Source organism: Bifidobacterium sp. ESL0745 (genome assembly GCF_029433335.1).
Classification (GTDB): domain Bacteria; phylum Actinomycetota; class Actinomycetes; order Actinomycetales; family Bifidobacteriaceae; genus Bifidobacterium.
In genome coordinates, this window is the sequence record NZ_JAQTHX010000001.1 from 1164706 (window position 1) to 1183118 (window position 18413).

Consider the following 18413-nt stretch of genomic DNA (forward strand, 5'->3'; position numbering starts at 1 on the left):
TCATCCATTTTTACACACGCGAATGACGTGTTTCTGCCTATTGACTGAATATCCGCTGGGAAGTGAGAGCGCACCCTGACCGTGCCAACACGTGACTAGTGCATCGATGGACAGAACGTGCCCGGAATTGAACGCTATTCCTAGCTGTGCGAGCACCCGAGCGATGACTCTGCGGCGAATCGCCGGATGGGCAACAGCCAGCGGTTTTACTTGCAAAACCGCCACTTCCCCGCTTTCTATAGCAGTCGTATTATCGAGATCACCGCTCGTATCAGCTACAACCGGATTGCTTGATTTGGATATTTGTAAATCGTTTATGTTTGATGAAGCGTTTGTCTGCACGGGTGCAGTACTATCACCGATTCGATCAGCTAAAAGTGAAGAGGCAACATCGCCGTTCCAGGAAACGACTGCACGATACAGGTTTTCGCTTGTCTCTTCCAGAAAATCCTTGTCGGTGCGGGCAGTGGCCGAAGCCTTAGCGAGATGCGCCGAAAAATCGCCGCCAAAAAACGACGATAGATATGGCATCAGCGTGTGCCGCACCCGCGAACGGAGCGGGTAGCCTTGAGGCAACAGTTCGTTTGCCGGTACCGAATCCCCGTTCGTCGGATCATCCCACCATTCGATCGAAAGCTCCTGGCAGATACGGGTGGTCTGCCCGCGCGTAATATCAAGGAATGGACGAGTGAACCGGACACCTTCCCTTTCAAAATCGGAAGGCATGCCCGCGAGCGCATCGATACCGCCCGAACGCATCAGGTCCATGATCACGGTTTCGGCCTGATCATCGCGGGTATGCGCCAGCAACACCACACAGTCAGCGATGCCGCGGGCGGTTTGGGCCAACGCCGCATAACGCGCTTCTCGTGCCACTTCCTCTTCGCTTCGTCCGTTTTCGCGGCCTTCAACGCTAATCGTGCGTACCAGAACGGGGTCCAATCCCAAATTCTTGCAACGGTTTGCTGCTTCCTGCACGACTTGGTCGGAACCAGGCTGAAGCCGGTGGTCGACAATAACCGCACCGCAATGAAGCCCCAACATCCCACAGACGATGTGACTCACCGCTGCGAGCGCCATCGAATCTCGTCCGCCCGAACACGCCACCAGAACCGTGGGCGCATCATCGTCGGGGCGATGCCGACCGTGTTCGGCAAAACGTGAACTTTGCCGTTCAAGTCCGGAACGGGCAAGTGCGTTGCGCACGTCGCCAATCGCCTGCTTGATGGTCGCCGAATATGCCATCGTCTCAGAGCCCCGCCAGTGCCGAGATCAGCGTATCAATGGCTTTTCTCGCTGCCCAGTAGTCCTGCGGCTTGTTGACTACCACAGCGAAGGCAAGCACGCCACCGTTCTTGCGTGAGACATTGCCGGCCATCGAGGTGACTTCGTCCAAGGAACCGGTTTTGACGCGCAACAGACCGGCCGCGCTTGGGTCTTTCAGACGGCTTTTTGCCGTACCCACAAAGCCGGGAACCGACAAGCCTTCTCCAGCCGCAGCTCCCGGACCGGAATGCAGATTATGGGTCTGGATCTCCACAAGCGTCTTTACCTCAAGCGCCGACCCTTCGGAAAGCCCGGAGCAATCAGCCATGTGCAGATTCGTCGTCTCGACACCAAGCTTGTCAAGCTCGTTTTTGACGGCTTTGGTGGCCCCTTCCGGACTGTTGCCAGCACCCGTTTTCAACGCCAGGAGCCTTCCGAACTCTTCGATCAGGGTGTTGTCGGAATGGCGCAGGGTGAAGGCCATGACTTCGTTCAACGTGGCGGACTCGACCGTTGCGATGCGCTTGACACCACCTGAGGCTTCTTTGGCGGAGACGTCAGCGTTGACGGCGATGCCCCGTTGCCCCAGCAGCGAGGCAAAAACGACCGCTGCATCATGCGCCGGCGTCACCGACATCTCGGGATAGGCGGTGTACTGATCGGGGTCGTGCGCCGTACCTTTCCATTGCCGCCCGCCGTCTATGGCCATGGAGGCGACACCGGTGAAATTGGTGTTGCCTTCGTTGTGGGAAGCGACATTCGCCGGAGACCGAACCGCCCCGAAAAGCGTGTCGTCATATTGCAGATGAACCTGGCCGATGTTCTGCTTTTTAAGTGTGGCGACGGTTTGGTCGGCAAGTGTGGCAAGACCGGCACGGCCGTTGATGTGGTTGGGGTCGTTTGCCCCGGTACCTAGCAACATGTCGCCATCGGATTTGAGCGTCAACGTGGCCTCGGTGCTCTGACCGGTTTTTGTGGCGGCGGGCAAAGGCTCCAGCAACGCGTCGGTGTGGAAGGTCGATCCCATATCCAGCGTCGACGAAGAGGCAAGAGCGGTGAGAGTCTTCATGGTCGAGGCCGGCTCGCGGGGTGTGTCCGGATTGCGGGAATCGACGATCTTGCCGTCCGCGTCCGCGATGGCCAATGAGAAGTCGCCGCCTACTCCGGGGGTCGCGGCGAAGGCGTCGATGATCGCGTTCACTGCGTTTTTGTCGATTGGCTTACTGAGTTCGGCCGGCCCGGCGATGGCTTTCGCATCACGGACGGAACCGGAAAGCACCGACCCTGTTTTTGCGACGGGGGCAACTGTCAACGGCCCCGGCACCAGGCCGTTGACATCGGCAACAATGTAGCCGGCAGCCAACAGCAATGTCACCAGCGCCGAAATAGCGATGCGCCAAGCTCTATCGCGCTCGATATGCTTGAGCCGGCGCGCGTGCGCCCCATGACCGGAATGGATTTTCGCTGTACTCACAACCGCTCCTCACAACCTGTACAAACCCGGACCTGACCCAAACCTAGCCCTTATGCTCAATGGGTTTCCACTGGGCCTTCGAGAAGATGGCCTGGAAGGAAATCGGAATATAGCTGGCCATATAGATCGGGAAGCTCAACACATAGGCCAGCAGTTCCTTGTTGGTGGCACCGACCTGGTCACGTTCGGCAAAAATCGTGAGCGCGGCAAGCACCATCATACCAAGCAAGCCGAGCACACCACCGACCAGCCAACTCAACAGTGAGTTGAGCTGGCTCGCCCACGAAACGAAGCCGAAGGCCGCGAACAAGATACCAAACACCACACGCAAGGCACCCAGCACCGTGAAGGGACAAATCAGCATCGTGAAATCGACTGCGGAAAAATCGCGTTCCTTGATGGCTCGCTTGATCAGCTGAGGGCCATAATACCGGAAGACCTGCAAAAAGCCTTTGCTCCAACGAAGTCGTTGTCGCCAACTCTGGCCGAACGTATCAGGCTGCTCGTCATAGAGGATGGCGGTGCCACAATAGCCGATGCGGTCGCCGTGCAGGACGGAATCCATCGTGAATTCGAGGTCTTCGGTCAAAAGATGGAATTTCCAGCCCTTGTTGCGTTGCATCACCTCGCGGGAGAACATGAAGCCGGTGCCGCCGACATGGCAGCTGGAGCCGAAAAGCATACGCGAGTTGTTGAGGAAGCGGGATTCGCGGATGAACCACAGGGCCGAACCCGAAGAGACCCAGTTGTCGGAAAGGTTGGTGGAGTTGCGGTAGCTCGTGAGAATCTTGAAACCGGATTGGAAAGCCTTGTTCATTTCCTCGATATAGTGCTTGTCAAGCCGGTTGTCGGCGTCGAAGACGAAGAAGGCGTCGTAGTCGTCGGCGACTTCCCTTTCCCTCATCGCGTCAAGCAGATAGGTCAATGCGTACCCCTTGCCGATCTGCTGCGTATTGTGCCGCTCGACGACGTTGCAACCCATGTTCCGCACCACTTCGGCGGTTTTGTCGGTGCAGTTGTCGGCCACCAGCCAGATGTCGACAAGTTTTGAGGGGTAGGTCTGCGCGCGAATCGAATTGATGAGATTCGGCACGACGGTTTCCTCGTTGCGCGCCGAGATGAGAACCGCATACCGCTTGTCCATCGGCGCCGCCGGAAACGTGATGTGGTGGTGAAAAAGCGAAGCGACGATGCAGACCGCCTGATATCCAAGGCTCACCGCACCCAGAATGAACATCAGGATGTCAAGGATGTTGAGCAATACCATTTCAGTGCCACCTGCTCCTTGGGTTATCACTTGCCCCGTCGGCCGTTCTATCACGGTCCACTTTACCTTGGGTTCCGCCCTTGAGTCCGGTTCCGGATTCCCGGCCGTTGGCAGCATGACCTTTCCCGACATTCTCCTGCTTCGGTTGCAGCGCGTCGGAATCGTTCTCCTCGCTGCCTTTCAGCCCACTTCGTTGCGGCGCGGTGCCATCCAGCACCCCTTTGGGAATGGCGATGGTCGCTGATTCATCGAGGTCATGGCCCGTGGAGACTACATTCGAATCGGAGGACATCCGGTAGAACTCATCGCGCAGGTTGCGCAGCTCGTCATCTGTGGGGACCCTTGCGCTTGAGCCTTTGGCGGCGCGGGGCATGTGCTGCGCCACAGGCTGCACCACATGCTCGTTGAACGCCTCGGCCCCGGCGACGACCTTGGATTTCTTGACCGGCACCGGATCACTCATCAGCGGCGAGTCGACCAGCTCGTACCTCTTGGTGTACACCTTGAAGAGCGCCTGCAGGCTTGCAGTGATCGGCAGGGCGAGGAAAGCTCCGAGAGCCCCGAAGACGGCACCAAGCACCAATACAGAAAGGAAGGCGATGGCCGGATTCAGGTCCATCGTGCGCTGGGAAACCTTCGGCGAGATGATGAGGTTTTCGATCTGCTGATAGATGACGATGAAGACAACCACGGCCACCCCATAGAGGAAACCGCGCGAGCTCCAAGCGAAGATGACCGGAAGCGCACCGCCGATATACGTGCCGATCGTCGGGACGAACTGCGAGACGATGCCGCAGAACAACGCCAACGGCAACCAGTTGGGCACCTTGATGATCATGAGGAATATCGAAGTGAAGAAAGCATTGAACGCGGCAAGAATCGTACGCGAGAACAGGAAGCCGGAGATCTGGTCCTGCACGATGGTCCAAGCCAGCAGAAAACGGCGTTGCGCGCTCGGACCAAGCCATTGGCACAGGCTCCTGCGCATTTTGGGGCCGGCGGCAGAAACGTAATACGTAACCATGACGATGGTCAGGATGTTGATGATGGCGCTTACGAGCCCCATAGTGGTGCTCAGCGCCTGACCGGCGAAATCGGTGACCCAGGAGGTCTGTAGGTTCTTGGCGATTTCGCTGCCCAAGTTGGATATTTCGGGAAGCTTGAAGTCGGTGTATTGCGCGACAAGATGCTGCGCCTGCGCGTAGAGGTCGGGAATGCCCTTGATCATCGAAATCAACTGTTGGACAAACATGTTGCCGAACAACCCAAGCAAGGCAAGCACGACGACGACCAATCCGACCAGGGTGGCGGCGGATGCGGCCCCGCGCTTCCATCCATGTCGCACCAGGCGCACGACCAGCGGCTCCATCGCCAACGCGACGAAAATGGAAATGATGACGTCAAGGACGATGAAGGAGACCTTGCTCCACGACCTGAAGATGAAAATGCAGACAAAAACGGCTATGGCGGTGTACAGCAGCGCCCGCCCCCACCAATCCGGCGGTCTTCTCGAATCGCCCTTCTGGGGAAACACCGATGCGAAATCTATCTTCTGGCTCTCGTTGTTGCCGTCTTCCTGCCCACGTTCCTTCATGATTTCCAATCCTACCTCGCCCCATGTGTAGGCAACTAGGCATATCCTCGTATATCATGGTCAATGTTTCTATTGTGATACCTGCGTACAACGAACAGGATCGTATCGTCAGCTGCCTGGCGAATGCCGTCTGTCAATCCGTTGCACCCTACGAGGTCATCATCGTCGACAACAGGTCGAACGATCGAACCTGCGAACTGGTCGAACGATTCATTGCCAATCATCCTGATTCCATGGTGAAATTGGTCCATCAGGACAAAGAGCAGGGGCTTATCCCCACCCGCAATTTCGGCTTTTCAGTGGCCAAAGGCGACGTGTTCGGCCGTATCGACGCGGACTGCATGCTCAAACCGGACTGGGTCGAAGTCGTCACCGACATCTTCGATAATGATCCCAATGCCATGGGCGCCACCGGACCGGCCGTCTATTACGATATGCCCGCCAAACGATTGGGACTTGAAGGCGACAACAAGGTACGCAAGGTCACCTATCGCGCCGACAACGACAAGGTGCTGCTCTTCGGCTCCAACATGGCGGTGCGCGCCAGCGCTTGGGAGAAGATCAAAGACAAGGTGTGCCGCGACAAGCAGGACATCATGCACGAGGACATCGACATCTCCCTGCATCTGCTCGACCAGGGACTCAAAACCGTCTATTGCGAGCATATGATCACCGGGGTTTCCGCCCGTCGTATGGATACGTCGTTCTCTTCGTTTCGCAAGTACATGCAGCGTTTCCAGAACACCTTTGATGCCCACCCAAACCATTCCAGGGTTCACGATACCGAGCGCACGCTTTATGCGCTCTATCCCGCGCTGCGGGCCTTCTACCCCGTCTACCAGAAATATTTGAGCCACCGTGATGTCAATCCGGCCGAACGCATCTGGAGCAGGGAACAGCACAGCATGAACACCGCGAGCCGCAACCGCGGCGGCAGAAGAACTAAAAACAGATCAATCGGCGAGCACTGATTCGTTGCAGGCTTTCAGAATGACGGCCGTTTATGGACTTGCTTCATGGCTCTTTCCCTTTATGCAAAACATTGTGTTCTAAAAGTTTGCGAACCGCAATTCCGTGAACGCTAACGACCTTTGATGCGAGTTTATCGCGAAATCATAATATAATGACTTTTGTCACAATATTAATCGCTCAAAGAAAAGAGCTCATCATGACAAAAGTCGCAATGGTAACTGGTGCGGCCCAAGGCATCGGCGAGGCAATCGCCAAACGACTGGCCAATGACGGCTTCGCCGTGGCTGTGGCTGATCTCAACGAGACCAAAGCCCAGGAAGTGGCCGATGACATCGAGAAAGCGGGCGGCAAAGCTGTCGCCATTGGACTCGACGTTTCCGACCAGAAGGCGTTCTCCGATGCCGTCAACACCGTGGCCGACAAACTCGGCGGCTTCGATGTAATCGTCAACAACGCAGGTCTCGGACCCACCACCCCAATCGAATCCATCACCCCGGAGCTGTTCGATAAGGTCGTCCATGTCAACGTGGCTGGCACCATCTGGGGTATTCAGGCCGCGGTGCGCAAGTTCCGCGAGAACAAGACCAAGGGCAAGATTATCAACGCCACCAGCCAGGCCGGTGTGGTCGGCAACCCGAACCTGATGCTGTATTCCTCCACCAAGTTCGCCATCCGCGGCATCACCCAGGTCGCAGCTCGCGATCTGGCCGCCGAAGGAATCACCGCCAACGCCTATGCGCCTGGCATCGTCAAGACCCCGATGATGATGGATATCGCCCACAATGTCGGCAAGAACGCCGGCAAGAGCGATGAGTGGGGCATGTCCACCTTCTCCAAGGACATCGCTCTCGGCCGCCTTTCCGAGCCTGAAGACGTCGCTGCGGCGGTCTCCTTCCTCGCCGGACCCGATTCCGACTATGTCACCGGCCAGACGCTGCTGGTCGACGGCGGCATGCAGTTCCAGTGATTCGGGTTTTCCCAACTGAAAATCAATCGTAACGATGTGGATGTCGACTTGATTGCACGGCATCCACATCGTTTTTTACTGTTGGTGTTCATCGTTGAACACTGCCGGCAGTGGCCGTGATTTATCAGATGGCATTCAGCGATTTTCTTGGCCGCTGACCTTCTTGATAGAGTAAAGAACCTTTTATTTGCAAGGCAATGCCGAACATCCGCAATTCCGGCCCGTCGTGCTACAATGTATAACCTATTTGGCGGAATAATCTGCCAGGAATTTGACGGATGTCGCAAGACCGGCAACGCTATTACGCTGAGACGTAAGGGTGTTCGAACAGGCACGAAGATGTCTCTTGAATAATGCCGTTTGTTCGCTGCCGTTGACCAGAATAAAACAGTCTTCGGCAACGGCAATATGTAATAAAGAAGGAACGCAGAAACTCATGGGAACGCAACTGACGATGTGGGGCTGGCAGGCCCTTTATCTTTTCGAGGCGCTGGTTCTGTCAACCGCCATCGGCCTTGAACGTCAGGCCAAGCACAAGGATGCAGGCACACGCACCCATGCCTTGGTGGGTGTCGGATCGGCCCTGTTCGTCATCATCAGCAAATACGGTTTTATCGACATGCTCACGGCTTCGCCCAATGTCAGAGTGGATGTGGCACGTGTGGCCGCACAGATTGTCTCTGGCATCGGCTTTATCGGCGCCGGTGTCGTCTTCACGCAACGCTCGCACGTGCGAGGACTCACCACAGCCGCCTCCATCTGGATGACTGCGGCTATCGGTTCAGCTTGCGGTGCCGGGCTTTTTGTGCCGGCACTGGTATGCACGATTCTCTATTTTATGGCCGTCATGCTCCTGCCATTCCTCACCAGAATCATCGCCCCGGACTACAGCGACGACGACATCCTGCGACTGCGCTACAGCGATGGCCACGGCATCCTGCGTTCAATCCTTTCCGTCTGCGCACAGCATGGGGTTTCCGTAGAAGGCTTTTCTACCAGAAAATCAAAAAATCAGGATAACGATGACCCCGGAAGCCAAAGCCATGTGGTTGCCGCAGACCTTGAAGTGCGTGGACGCGATAGCAAGGAACTGATCAACGACTTGAGCGACATTGACGGCGTGATCTCTGTCACAAGAATCAATAATAACGATTGACGTGAGGTGAATTACCACGAACCTTGCCCCAAAAGCGGAAGACTACGGAATCTCGCCATGATTTAATATCGGCCATCATGCTATATTAGGTACGTTCGTCTCATTACTGAACATTTTCGAGAGGTCGGGTGGGTATGCCAAATCGACAGGAACTCCTGTTGCGCGATGATTTGAAGCGCGTGGTGCAAACGATGCACTCGGAAGAGGATCATGTCACTCCGTATCGCGAAGATTATCGCCACCTGCTCGACAACCATGGCAAGATGATTCGTGCCTCACTGGTATTGCTTTTCTCCTACGTCGTGCAGAACGACAAACCCGCACATGCAAGCGATAAGGTCGTCACCGGCGCCGCCGCCATCGAAATGCTGCACCTGGCTACTCTGGTCCATGACGACGTGCTCGACAACGCTTCCGTACGCCGCAACAAGCCGACGATCCAGACAGTACGTGGCAACAAGGCCGCCATCTACCTGGGCGACCTCATTCTCTCCCGTTATATGGAGATCACCGCAACCATCGCCCCTGACACGGCATTCATCGCCGAACAGGCACATACCGTCAACGAAATCGTCTCCGGCGACCTGCTGCAGGAGTCCGCACGGCACAATATCGGCACCAGCAAGGAATACTACGAGCGTGCGATCACCGGCAAGACAGCGGCGCTGTTCCGTCTGGCGGCCACCACCGGCATCAAGCTGACCACTGATTCCTACTCGACCCAGACACTTGAGCAGGCGGCAGAATTCGGCGAACATCTAGGCATCGCCTTCCAGATCTTGGATGATGTGGAGGATTTTGACGTCGCCCATGACACCGGCAAGCCGAAACTGGAAGACATTCGCGACGGCATCTATACCCTGCCCGTCATTCTGGCGATCGAGGCCGACCCAACGTTTGCACATATCGTCAAACTCGATGACCCGCTCAAGGTGCTCGACTATTTCAAAGCACATCCGCAATTCATCGACAACGCCAAAGACGAGGCACGCGAACACCTTCAAGCCGCCAAAGCCGTAATCACCGATAAGGTCTATCCGCCGATCAACGCCGGCACCGTCACAGCACTGGTCGATGTCATCGATAAGTTCATCGCAACGTTGTAAGCCCCATTTTCGTTTCGTTCCGTTTCATTATCGTTCGCGTTATTTATCGTTCACGTTATCAGGTGGCTTTCGGACGGACATACGATATCCAACATTCAAACCATTTTAAAACAGTGGCGGGTGAACGTGCCTAAAACGCATTCATCCCTCACTTCGTATTTCCCACTGCTTCCGCTTCCGTCATTGATTATGAGACCGGGAGTTTCAGCGCGCCGCTTCCAACTCACCTATATCGAGGCGATAGAGTTCACGGAAACGCTCATTGGTACGGTAAAGCTCTGTCGGTGCGCCCTGCATGGCGATCTTGCCGTTGTCGAGGAAGATGACTTTGTCGGATTCTTCCAGACCCTGCAGATGGTGGGTTACCCAAAGCATCGTGCGGTTTCCGGCGGCCGAGAAAATCATCGACATCAGCTCGCGCTCGGTGATCGGGTCGAGGCCGATGGTCGGCTCATCCAAAAGGATCACCGGGGTGTCCTTCAAAACGATACGCGCGAGGGCGATACGTTGGCGTTGCCCGCCGGAGAAGCGCTGTCCCGCCTCGTCGACGGAAGTGTCGATGCCATAGGGAAGCGCATTAACCGTTTCGTCAAGCTGCACGGCCTTAAGTGCCGCCCACACATCCTCGTCGGTGGCATCCGGTGCGCCCAGACGCACGTTTTCGGCGATGGTGGAGTTGAAAAGAAATGCCTGCTGGTTGAGGTAACCGAAGATACGCGCTCGTTCGTCCTGCAACGCGGCGACCGGAATGCCGTTGATGGCGATGCTTCCTTTTTGCGGAGTCAGATCGCCGAGCAGAAGTTGGAGAATGGTGGTCTTGCCCTCTCCGCTGGGACCCAGCAACGCGACTTTTTGCCCAGCTTTGATATGCAGGGTGAAATCGTCGAGTAGCGTGGGCTGGCCAGGACCATAGGCGAAGGTAACGTGGTCAAAATCGATGGTATCGACAGGACCGTTGAGCTTTTGCTGGGTAACCGGCTCTTGCTGGCGTGCCTCGACGCGATTGGTCAGGTCGTTCAGGTGTTCCAGAGAATCGCTGTACAGCGGTATCTCGGCAGTGGCCTGCGCCACGTTGATGAAGCAATCGACCAGCGGGAAGACCGCGAGCACGATGGACGCCGACCAATCGGCGATGGACTTGGAGCCGGTCATCGTGATTCCCGCACCCACCATCAGTCCGATGGCGATGACACCGAAAATGAGCTGGATGGCGAAATTGCGCCAGCGTTCAAAGGTCTTCTGCTGGTCCTTGCTCTCCTGAATGCTCCGGTATTCGTCGGCGCCGATGGAGACAAATTCCTTGTCTTTATGGGTGATGACCCAGTCGCTCAGGCCAAGGTAGCTTTCGGTGACCTTGGTGTATTCCTGCGCCTGCTGTTGCTTTTCCAGCGCGAAATGGCCGGTTGAGAAGCTCAGCGAGACCAGCGGAATAAGAATCAGGACCAACGCCAGCATCAGGAAAAGCAACAGCGAGGAAACCCAGGAGAAGACGCCCATGACGATGGTGACGACGATCCAAAGGATATAGGCCACCACGGTGGGGAAAATGGTGCGCAGGTAGAAGTTCTCGAGGTGGTCAAGATCGTCGGCCAAAAGGCTCAGCACACTACCGGTGCGCTCGTGCTCGTTAAGGAAGGCCGCGTCTTTGGAAAGGGTGCGATAGAGCTGCACACGCAGCTTGGAGATGACGTGAAGCACCCAGTCGTGGCTTTTAAGCTGCTCGACATATTTGAATACCGGTCGGCCTATGCCGAACGCACGGGTCAGCACGATCGGCACGTAGACCATGAGGATGTTGTATGGCATGCGCGCCGAACGGTTGATGAGATAGCCAGCGGTGAACATCAGGGCCGCGGCGCAGATGAAGGTCATCGAGCCCAGGAAGAAGATCAGAGTGAGGGTGCGCTTGTTCTCCTTCAGATACGGCCAGAACCAGTGGTCGTTGTCCCAGATCCTGAGGTAGTCGCGCAGTTTTGGCTTGCTCTTCGGCAAAGGCGATGACACAGTGGCCACAGCGGTCTCGTTCTCGTCGCTGCCCGCTTTGTCATTCTGGCTGTCCGCAACTTTCGCGTCGTGCAAGACTTCCGTGTCGTTCACAGCTTTCATACCAGCCATGGTTTTCGTACCGGTTGAAGCTTTTGCGTTGCCGTTATCGTTGGTATCAGTCGGGTTCATGGTGGCCTTTGCTGCTGGATTCGAGTTCAGATTGTTTTGCGATTCAGCTAAGGTACTGGTCAATCTGGTTGCCTCCCATCTCGCTGATGAGGTGATCAAGCGGGCCACTTGCTCCGATAAGGTCGTTCGGCGTTCCCGATTCGACCACTTTGCCTTGGTCGAGCACCAGCACCTGATCGACATTGGCCAGCCAGTGCAGACGGTGCGTGGCGAGGATAACCAGATGGTTCTCCATGATTGGCAGCAGCGTCTTTTTCAGGTCGTATTCGGTTTCGATATCGAGGTGTGCGGTGGGCTCATCGAACAGCAGCACCTCGCGCGATTTGTCGAGAAGTACCCGGGCAAGAGCGATGCGCTGTGCCTGACCGCCGCTGATGCCTCGGTTGCCCTCCCCTATCTGGGTGTCGAGCCCGTCGACAAGCTCGGCCAGCCATTCGTCAAGACCGGCTTCATGGACGGCTGCTTTGACATCCTCATCACTGGCGTCGCCCATATAGAAACGGATGTTGTCGGCGATGGAACCGCTGAAGATATACGGGGTCTGCGGAATATAGCTGATATGGCGCTGCCACGCCTCGACATTGAAACTGTCGAGTTTGTGGCCGTCGAGTTCGATGGAACCGGCATGCGGAGCATTGAATCCGGCAAGCAGATTGACCAATGTCGATTTGCCGGCACCCGATCTGCCGATGATGGCGATTTTGCTGTAGCCTTTGAAGTCCATCGAAACGTGATGCAAAGCGTCGGATTGGATTGGCGACGGGACGATGGCGGCTTCTATATCGGTATCGGTGCTGCCATTGGCACGGTTGCCATCGTTGACATCGGAATCAACAGGCATATTCGAAGCAATAGAAACGGTCGATTCTGAGCCTTCCTTTTGCCCGTTGGCCGCCACTTTTCTTGCGCGGCCGTGGCGGTTCTTGGACTTGGAACTGTGCGAGCCTTCGGACTTGGTATCGTCCTCCCCCTCACGCTGCTGCTCGACCGCATTCATAGCTACGTTATGACTCGCTACGGTTCCGGCATCATTGCCGTCCTGTGGCTTGCTGCCGGCAGGATATGCGAAGTCGACGTCCTCAATCCTGAGTTCACTGTCGGCGTTCCAACCGTCCCATTTAGTTTCGGTGTCCTGCGGCGTCTCCGGGCTGTCGATGAAACTCATGATGTCATGCAGAGCGTTTTTGCCATCGAGCGTGGCATGGTAGTTGTCGCCGAACTGGCGCACCGGCAGGAAGTAATCAGGAGCCATGATCAGCGCGAACATGGCCGGGAACAGTGGCATGGTGCCGTTGACCAGTCTCAGGCCAAGGAAGACGGCCATGATGGCGATACCGAGTGTGGTGAACCAATCCAGCGCGAAAGTCGAAGTCATGGCCACCTTGAGCACGTCGACGGTGCGTTTGCGGAATCGCTCGCTGACGCTGTAGATCTCGCCTTCGTATCCCTTGTCGACGCCGAGCATCTTCAGGGTCGGCAGCCCCAGGATGCTGTCAACGAATTTGGTATTGAGAATATTGAATTGTGCATACTGCTTGTTGGAACGGTCGCGGGCGGCAAGCCCCAGGATGACCATGAAGAAGATGATCAGCGGGTACATCAAGAGAAGAATCAGACCGCTGACCCAGTCCTGCCACCAGACGGCAATCAGGATGACCAGCGAAATCAGCATCATGTCGGTCATCTTTGGCAAAAGAATCTCGATGTAGCTTTTGACCTGGTCAAGGCCATCGATCAGCATCGTCACCGTCGAACCGGTGCCGCGCGAAGCCAACGCCTGCGGGCCGAGATGGAAGATCTTTTCCTGTAATTGGGGGCGGATCTGACCGGCTACGTATTTGCCGTATTTGCTGGAAATACGTTGCTTGGCCACATCGCACAAATGACGCAACGCATAAAAAGCAAGAAATTCAATCGCCGGACCGACCAATGTGGAAACTGCATGCAGCTTCCAGATTTCCACCAGTCCGCGAGCCAAGCCGTGAGCCTGCCCGACAATGCACAGCGCCTGCACCAAGGAAAGCAACGCAAGAAGCCCCATGCGCTGTCGCACCCCGTCGAATCTGAATAGACTTTTATCGATCACGACCAGTCCCAACTACTAACGAATAATTCTAAAACATAAAGAAAACCCGATACCCCCGCTACACCAATGAATATTGTTGCACATTCACTGCCGCAGAACAGGAGCATCGGGCATTGATCTAACTTTCAATCGAAAGAACGAACATCAGTCCGTCAGTTATTGGCCAAAGCCGCCTTGATGGCCTCCGGCGAATTGTCCGTAATCAAACGCTTGCGCTGGATGTAATAGGACCAGCTGAAGTAAATCAGGACAATCGGCAGCAGGCAGCACAGCACGATGGTCATGATCTCCAGCGTGTACTGCGAAGACGAGGCCGCCGCCACGGTCATACTCTTGGACGGATCGGTGGCGATCATCACATGCGGGAAAAGCCCGTTGAAGATGAAGGCGATGATACCGGCAAGGGTAATGCCGGAAGCAAGGAAGGCGAAACCTCCGCGCTTCTTGTAAGCCGCGATATGGCCACAGATCGTCGCAGCCAGAATGACCACGGTGATCAGCAGGGTGGACTTGGTACGACGCTGATAGAAATCAGTAAAGACGAACGCCAAAATCACGAACACCACAAGCGCCGGATAGGCGATCCAGTAGGCCTTCTTGGTGGTGTTGAGCATTCTTTCGGATGTCGTCTTGTCGAGCTTCAGGCTCAGGAAGTGAACGCCATGGATAAAGCTGAAGAACACGACAGCCACGCCACCGACTACGGAGAGCCAGTTGACCACGTCGAAGAATCCGGCGTGGACGTTACCCTGCGCATCCATCGGGACGCCCTGGATGACGCTGGTAAGCATCATGCCCAGGCCGAACGGCGCGATGACGCTGCCGGCGAAGTTGGCCCACTGCCATACGCTGCGCTCGCGGTCGGTTTGCGCATGTACCGAGAACTCGAAGGAAACACCACGAAGGATGAGGCCGACAAGGACGATGAACAGCAGCAGATAGTAGCCGGAGAACAGGCTTGCATACCACATCGGGAATGACGCGAACATCGCGCCGCCACCAGTGATGAGCCAGACCTCGTTGCCGTCCCAGTGCGGACCGACCGCACGCATATACAGCGCACGCTCGTCTCCGTTGTGGGCCAGGACACGGGTGGCCATGCCGACACCGAAATCGATGCCTTCAAGGAAGAGGAAGATGGCGAAGACCAATGCAATGACAAAGAACCACAGCAATTGCAGGAAATTGTCACCATCAATCAATGGTTTAGCAAGAAACGTGGTCATGCCAACGCCACCTTTCTATTGGCTGCGTGGGCACCGACGTGTGCAGCCTTTGGTTCCGGCTCAGTTTCGGTACCTGCAGGGTCCGGCTCCGGACCTTGACGAAGCGTACGACGCGAGTAGAAGATCATCACGCCGCCCATGAGGCAGAAGAGCAGGAAGTACACGATGTTGGTGAATAGCAGGCTCGGCACCGTAGCTGTCGGGGAGACGGCATCGGCGATGGTCTGCAGGCCGTAGACGATCCACGGATAGCGGCCAAGCTCGGTGATGAGCCAGCCACCTGTGGTGCCGATGAACGGCAGATAGGTGCAGACACCCAGCACCCAGAGCTTCCAGCGACTGTCCGCCAAAGTGTTCTTGGACTTGCGGGTGAACCACAGCGTGCAAATGGCAAGAATCAACACGGCGAAACCGACGGCGGCCATGAAGCGGAAACTCCAGAACAGCACGTTGGTGGGGACATAGTAATCCGAGATCTCAGGATGGGCGATGCCGTTCTTGATGATCTTGCCGCCTTCACCCTTGAACTGCTCGTTCAAGGTGTTCATACCCAAAATGGTTCCGCCATAAAGCTTGTGGAACGCAAGCAGGGAAAGCATACCAGGAATCTCAATGCCGGCGGACTTGTGGGCGCCTTCATTGATAAGGCCGACGACCATCCATGGTGCCGGGCTCTTCAAATCCTCGTAGATGCCTTCAGTGGCAGCGAACTTCATCGGCTGATCCTTGATGATCTCAAGGGTCTGCAAGTCGCCGGTGATGATGACGAGAATGGAGCCGATCAGCGCGATGATGGCGCCGACGCGGATCGAGCGGGTGAAGAATACCCGATCGGCATTCTTGTGCATGAAGCCGAAAGCGCTCATACCGACCACGACCATGCCGCCGAGCATCAATGCACCGGTGGCCACGTGCGGGAACTCACGCCAAAGCTGAGGATTGCCGATGACCGCGGCGAAATTCGTCATCTCAGCATGTCCTGTTTTCTTGTTGATGCCGTATCCGACAGGATTCTGCATGAAGCTGTTGGCCGCAAGAATCCAGATGGCGGAAACGGTGGAGCCCAACCAGGTCAGCCAGATGAAGACCACATGCAGACCCGGCTTGAACCGGTTCCATGTGAACATCCACACACCGACGAACGTGGATTCCATGAAGAACGCCAGAAGGGCCTCAATGGCCAACGGCGCACCGAAAATGTCGCCCATGAAACGCGAGTAGTTCGACCAGTTCATACCGAACTGGAATTCCTGGATGATGCCGGTCACAATACCGACGGCGAAGCTTAGAAGGAAAATCTTCCCCCAGAACTGGGCCATGCGTTTATAAATGTATTTCCTCTTCGCTACATATAACGTTTCCATTACGGCCACTGTAAACGATAGACCGATAGTCAACGGGACGAAGAAGAAATGGAAGACCGTCGTCATCGCGAACTGGAATCGCGACAACCCTAATATGGTCATTTTTATCCTTTCTTCCCAACTATTCCCCACTCAAAAAAGCACGGAATCAATCGCTTTCCAGCATAGTACGAATATTGGTCAACTCAAAGACTGCACGGTCTGCAACAAACTTTTTGGCGATGGCCGCAAGCCAGCCCTTCAAATTCCAATGTCCAAAGAAGTCAATCGATGCAACCCCTGCAGTCGGTCCTAACGAGCAGACGGTTCCAAGAGCCTTGAAAACGAATTTTTCGGTAGGCTGACCTTTCAACAGTGCAACGATGTTGTTTGCGGCGCAATCGGCCTGGGCAATCGATATCTGCGCGGTGGTTGGGAAGAGACGGCCATTGCCGGGGTTGTTGACGCCGGAGACATCACCGATAAGGAATTGGTCGGGCCGACCATTGACACGCAAATCATCGGCGACAACCACACGGTTACGCTTCTGGTCATAGCCGGAATCCGCGATGACGTGGCTGCCATGCACACCGGTAGTCCAAATAATCGTATTCGCGGGGAATTGCGTACCATTGCTGACAACGGCATTCGGCATCACTTCGGTGATCGGCGTTGAAACGTGGAAAATCACGCCCTTCTTCTCAAGGTATTTGACGGCCCAACCCGCCAGATCCTGATTGAACATACCCAGGATCTTCGGACCCGCTTCAACACATTCGACCTTGACCAGATTCTCCGGGAACCCGTATTCCTTGGCCATTTTTGGCATACGGTGGACGAGCTCGCCCAAGTATTCGATGGACGTGAAGCCAGCGCCGCAGACCACGATATGCAAATCGTTTTCGTCATGGCTGGTCTTGTAGCGCTTGAGCGTATCTTCAAGATGCTTGCGCGCGGCGAGGGCCGTGTTGATATCAACGATCGGCCATCCATTTTCCTCGACTCCGGGGATGCCGAAGGTCTCGGATTCGAAACCCAAGGAGTTGACCAGATAATCGTACCCAATCGGATCGGAGTTCTTGAGCTCGACCTGCTTGGCATCCTGATCGACTTTGGTCACCTCGTCGATGATTACGTGAACGTTTTTCTTATTCGCGAATGCCTGGGTAATGTCAAAGGTAATATCTGACGGTTCCTTCGTCCCCGCAGCCACTTCGTGTAGCTGGGTTGTCTGATAGTGGTATGGATTCTTATTGACCAGGACAATCTCTGCGTCGAGATCTGCACCAGCCAGTTTCTTGACAGCGCGCATACCGCCATAGCCCGCCCCAATAACGAGAATTCTCTTCATTCCGACCACTTTTCCTTATACCATAAACACGAACAATGGCCTTTTCACAATTCGAGCCATCATTACCAACACCTTCAACAATAGATGACAAGCTGAACAAAAAACGATTAAAATCAAGAAAAAAATTATTAAAGGAAGAAAATTAGATGATTTTATGGTTCATTTCACATCAAGGAAGAAACCCAAGCCGAATGGACCCATTTTGTACCATTGCATGATGAGACCGTCGTATTAGCAGACAATTGGTGAATCGACGAAAATTCAAACCAAAAAATACAAAAATGAGACGTATCGAAAGATTGCACCTTCGATACGCCTCAAGATTTTCATCTGGTCCAAAGCAAATGTTCAATCACATCCGTGCCCCATAAAACATACGGTTACGTAACGCAAAAACCTGCACGCACCGGCATCCCTGCCACAAAGACCG

General features: G+C 55.3%; 13 protein-coding genes. 4 read left to right on the top strand and 9 right to left on the bottom strand.

The annotated features are described in order from the left end of the window. Genes tilS through PT275_RS04550 form a run of 4 tightly spaced genes read right to left on the bottom strand, consistent with a single transcriptional unit; the run spans position 1 to position 5601 of the window. Positions 1-1245, bottom strand: coding sequence for a tRNA lysidine(34) synthetase TilS (tilS, locus tag PT275_RS04535; protein ID WP_277152759.1), 1245 nt, complete (start codon positions 1243-1245; stop codon positions 1-3). A gap of 4 nt (positions 1246-1249) precedes the next feature. Then, complete coding sequence (locus PT275_RS04540; protein WP_277152761.1) at positions 1250-2740, bottom strand: D-alanyl-D-alanine carboxypeptidase; 1491 nt, start codon at positions 2738-2740, stop codon at positions 1250-1252. A gap of 43 nt (positions 2741-2783) precedes the next feature. Beyond that, entirely contained in the window at positions 2784-4007 is a 1224-nt protein-coding gene (locus PT275_RS04545; RefSeq protein ID WP_277152764.1) for a glycosyltransferase family 2 protein, read from the bottom strand. Position 4008: 1 nt separating this feature from the next. Next, positions 4009-5601 carry an AI-2E family transporter gene (locus tag PT275_RS04550; protein WP_277152766.1) on the bottom strand — a complete coding sequence of 531 codons (1593 nt, stop codon included), beginning with the start codon at positions 5599-5601 and terminating at the stop codon, positions 4009-4011. A 56-nt stretch (positions 5602-5657) separates the two neighbouring features. On the opposite strand from PT275_RS04550, the gene PT275_RS04555 reads away from it, so the two are divergent. The 4 genes from PT275_RS04555 (at position 5658) to PT275_RS04570 (ending at position 9802) form a co-directional block, all read left to right on the top strand. Then, positions 5658-6572 carry a glycosyltransferase family A protein gene (locus tag PT275_RS04555; RefSeq protein WP_277152768.1) on the top strand — a complete coding sequence of 305 codons (915 nt, stop codon included), beginning with the start codon at positions 5658-5660 and terminating at the stop codon, positions 6570-6572. A 197-nt stretch (positions 6573-6769) separates the two neighbouring features. Then, positions 6770-7540 (top strand): (S)-acetoin forming diacetyl reductase, encoded by a 771-nt coding sequence (locus PT275_RS04560; RefSeq protein ID WP_277152770.1) that lies wholly within the window; start codon positions 6770-6772, stop codon positions 7538-7540. Positions 7541-7976: 436 nt separating this feature from the next. After that, positions 7977-8696 carry an MgtC/SapB family protein gene (locus tag PT275_RS04565; protein ID WP_277152772.1) on the top strand — a complete coding sequence of 240 codons (720 nt, stop codon included), beginning with the start codon at positions 7977-7979 and terminating at the stop codon, positions 8694-8696. Between the two features lie 134 nt (positions 8697-8830). Beyond that, positions 8831-9802, top strand: coding sequence for a polyprenyl synthetase family protein (locus PT275_RS04570; protein WP_277152774.1), 972 nt, complete (start codon positions 8831-8833; stop codon positions 9800-9802). A 204-nt stretch (positions 9803-10006) separates the two neighbouring features. Here PT275_RS04570 and cydC read toward each other — a convergent pair whose 3' ends face one another. The 5 genes from cydC to PT275_RS04595 all read right to left on the bottom strand — a co-directional run bounded on the left by cydC (position 10007) and on the right by PT275_RS04595 (position 17983). Next, positions 10007-12040: a thiol reductant ABC exporter subunit CydC gene (gene cydC, locus PT275_RS04575; RefSeq protein WP_277152776.1), complete on the bottom strand. Its 2034-nt coding sequence runs from the start codon at positions 12038-12040 to the stop codon at positions 10007-10009. Then, positions 12021-14063: an ABC transporter ATP-binding protein/permease gene (locus PT275_RS04580; protein ID WP_277152778.1), complete on the bottom strand. Its 2043-nt coding sequence runs from the start codon at positions 14061-14063 to the stop codon at positions 12021-12023. The genes cydC and PT275_RS04580 overlap by 20 nt, the downstream gene beginning before the upstream one ends. A 152-nt stretch (positions 14064-14215) precedes the next feature. Continuing rightward, positions 14216-15289 carry a cytochrome d ubiquinol oxidase subunit II gene (gene cydB / locus PT275_RS04585; RefSeq protein ID WP_277152780.1) on the bottom strand — a complete coding sequence of 358 codons (1074 nt, stop codon included), beginning with the start codon at positions 15287-15289 and terminating at the stop codon, positions 14216-14218. Beyond that, a complete protein-coding gene (locus PT275_RS04590; RefSeq protein ID WP_277152783.1) occupies positions 15286-16755 on the bottom strand; it encodes a cytochrome ubiquinol oxidase subunit I in 1470 nt (489 codons plus the stop codon). Before PT275_RS04590 ends, cydB begins: the two co-directional genes overlap by 4 nt. Before the next feature lie 46 nt (positions 16756-16801). Beyond that, on the bottom strand, positions 16802-17983 hold the full coding sequence (locus PT275_RS04595) for an NAD(P)/FAD-dependent oxidoreductase (RefSeq protein ID WP_277152785.1): 1182 nt from the start codon (positions 17981-17983) through the stop codon (positions 16802-16804). Between the last annotated feature and the right edge of the window lie 430 nt (positions 17984-18413).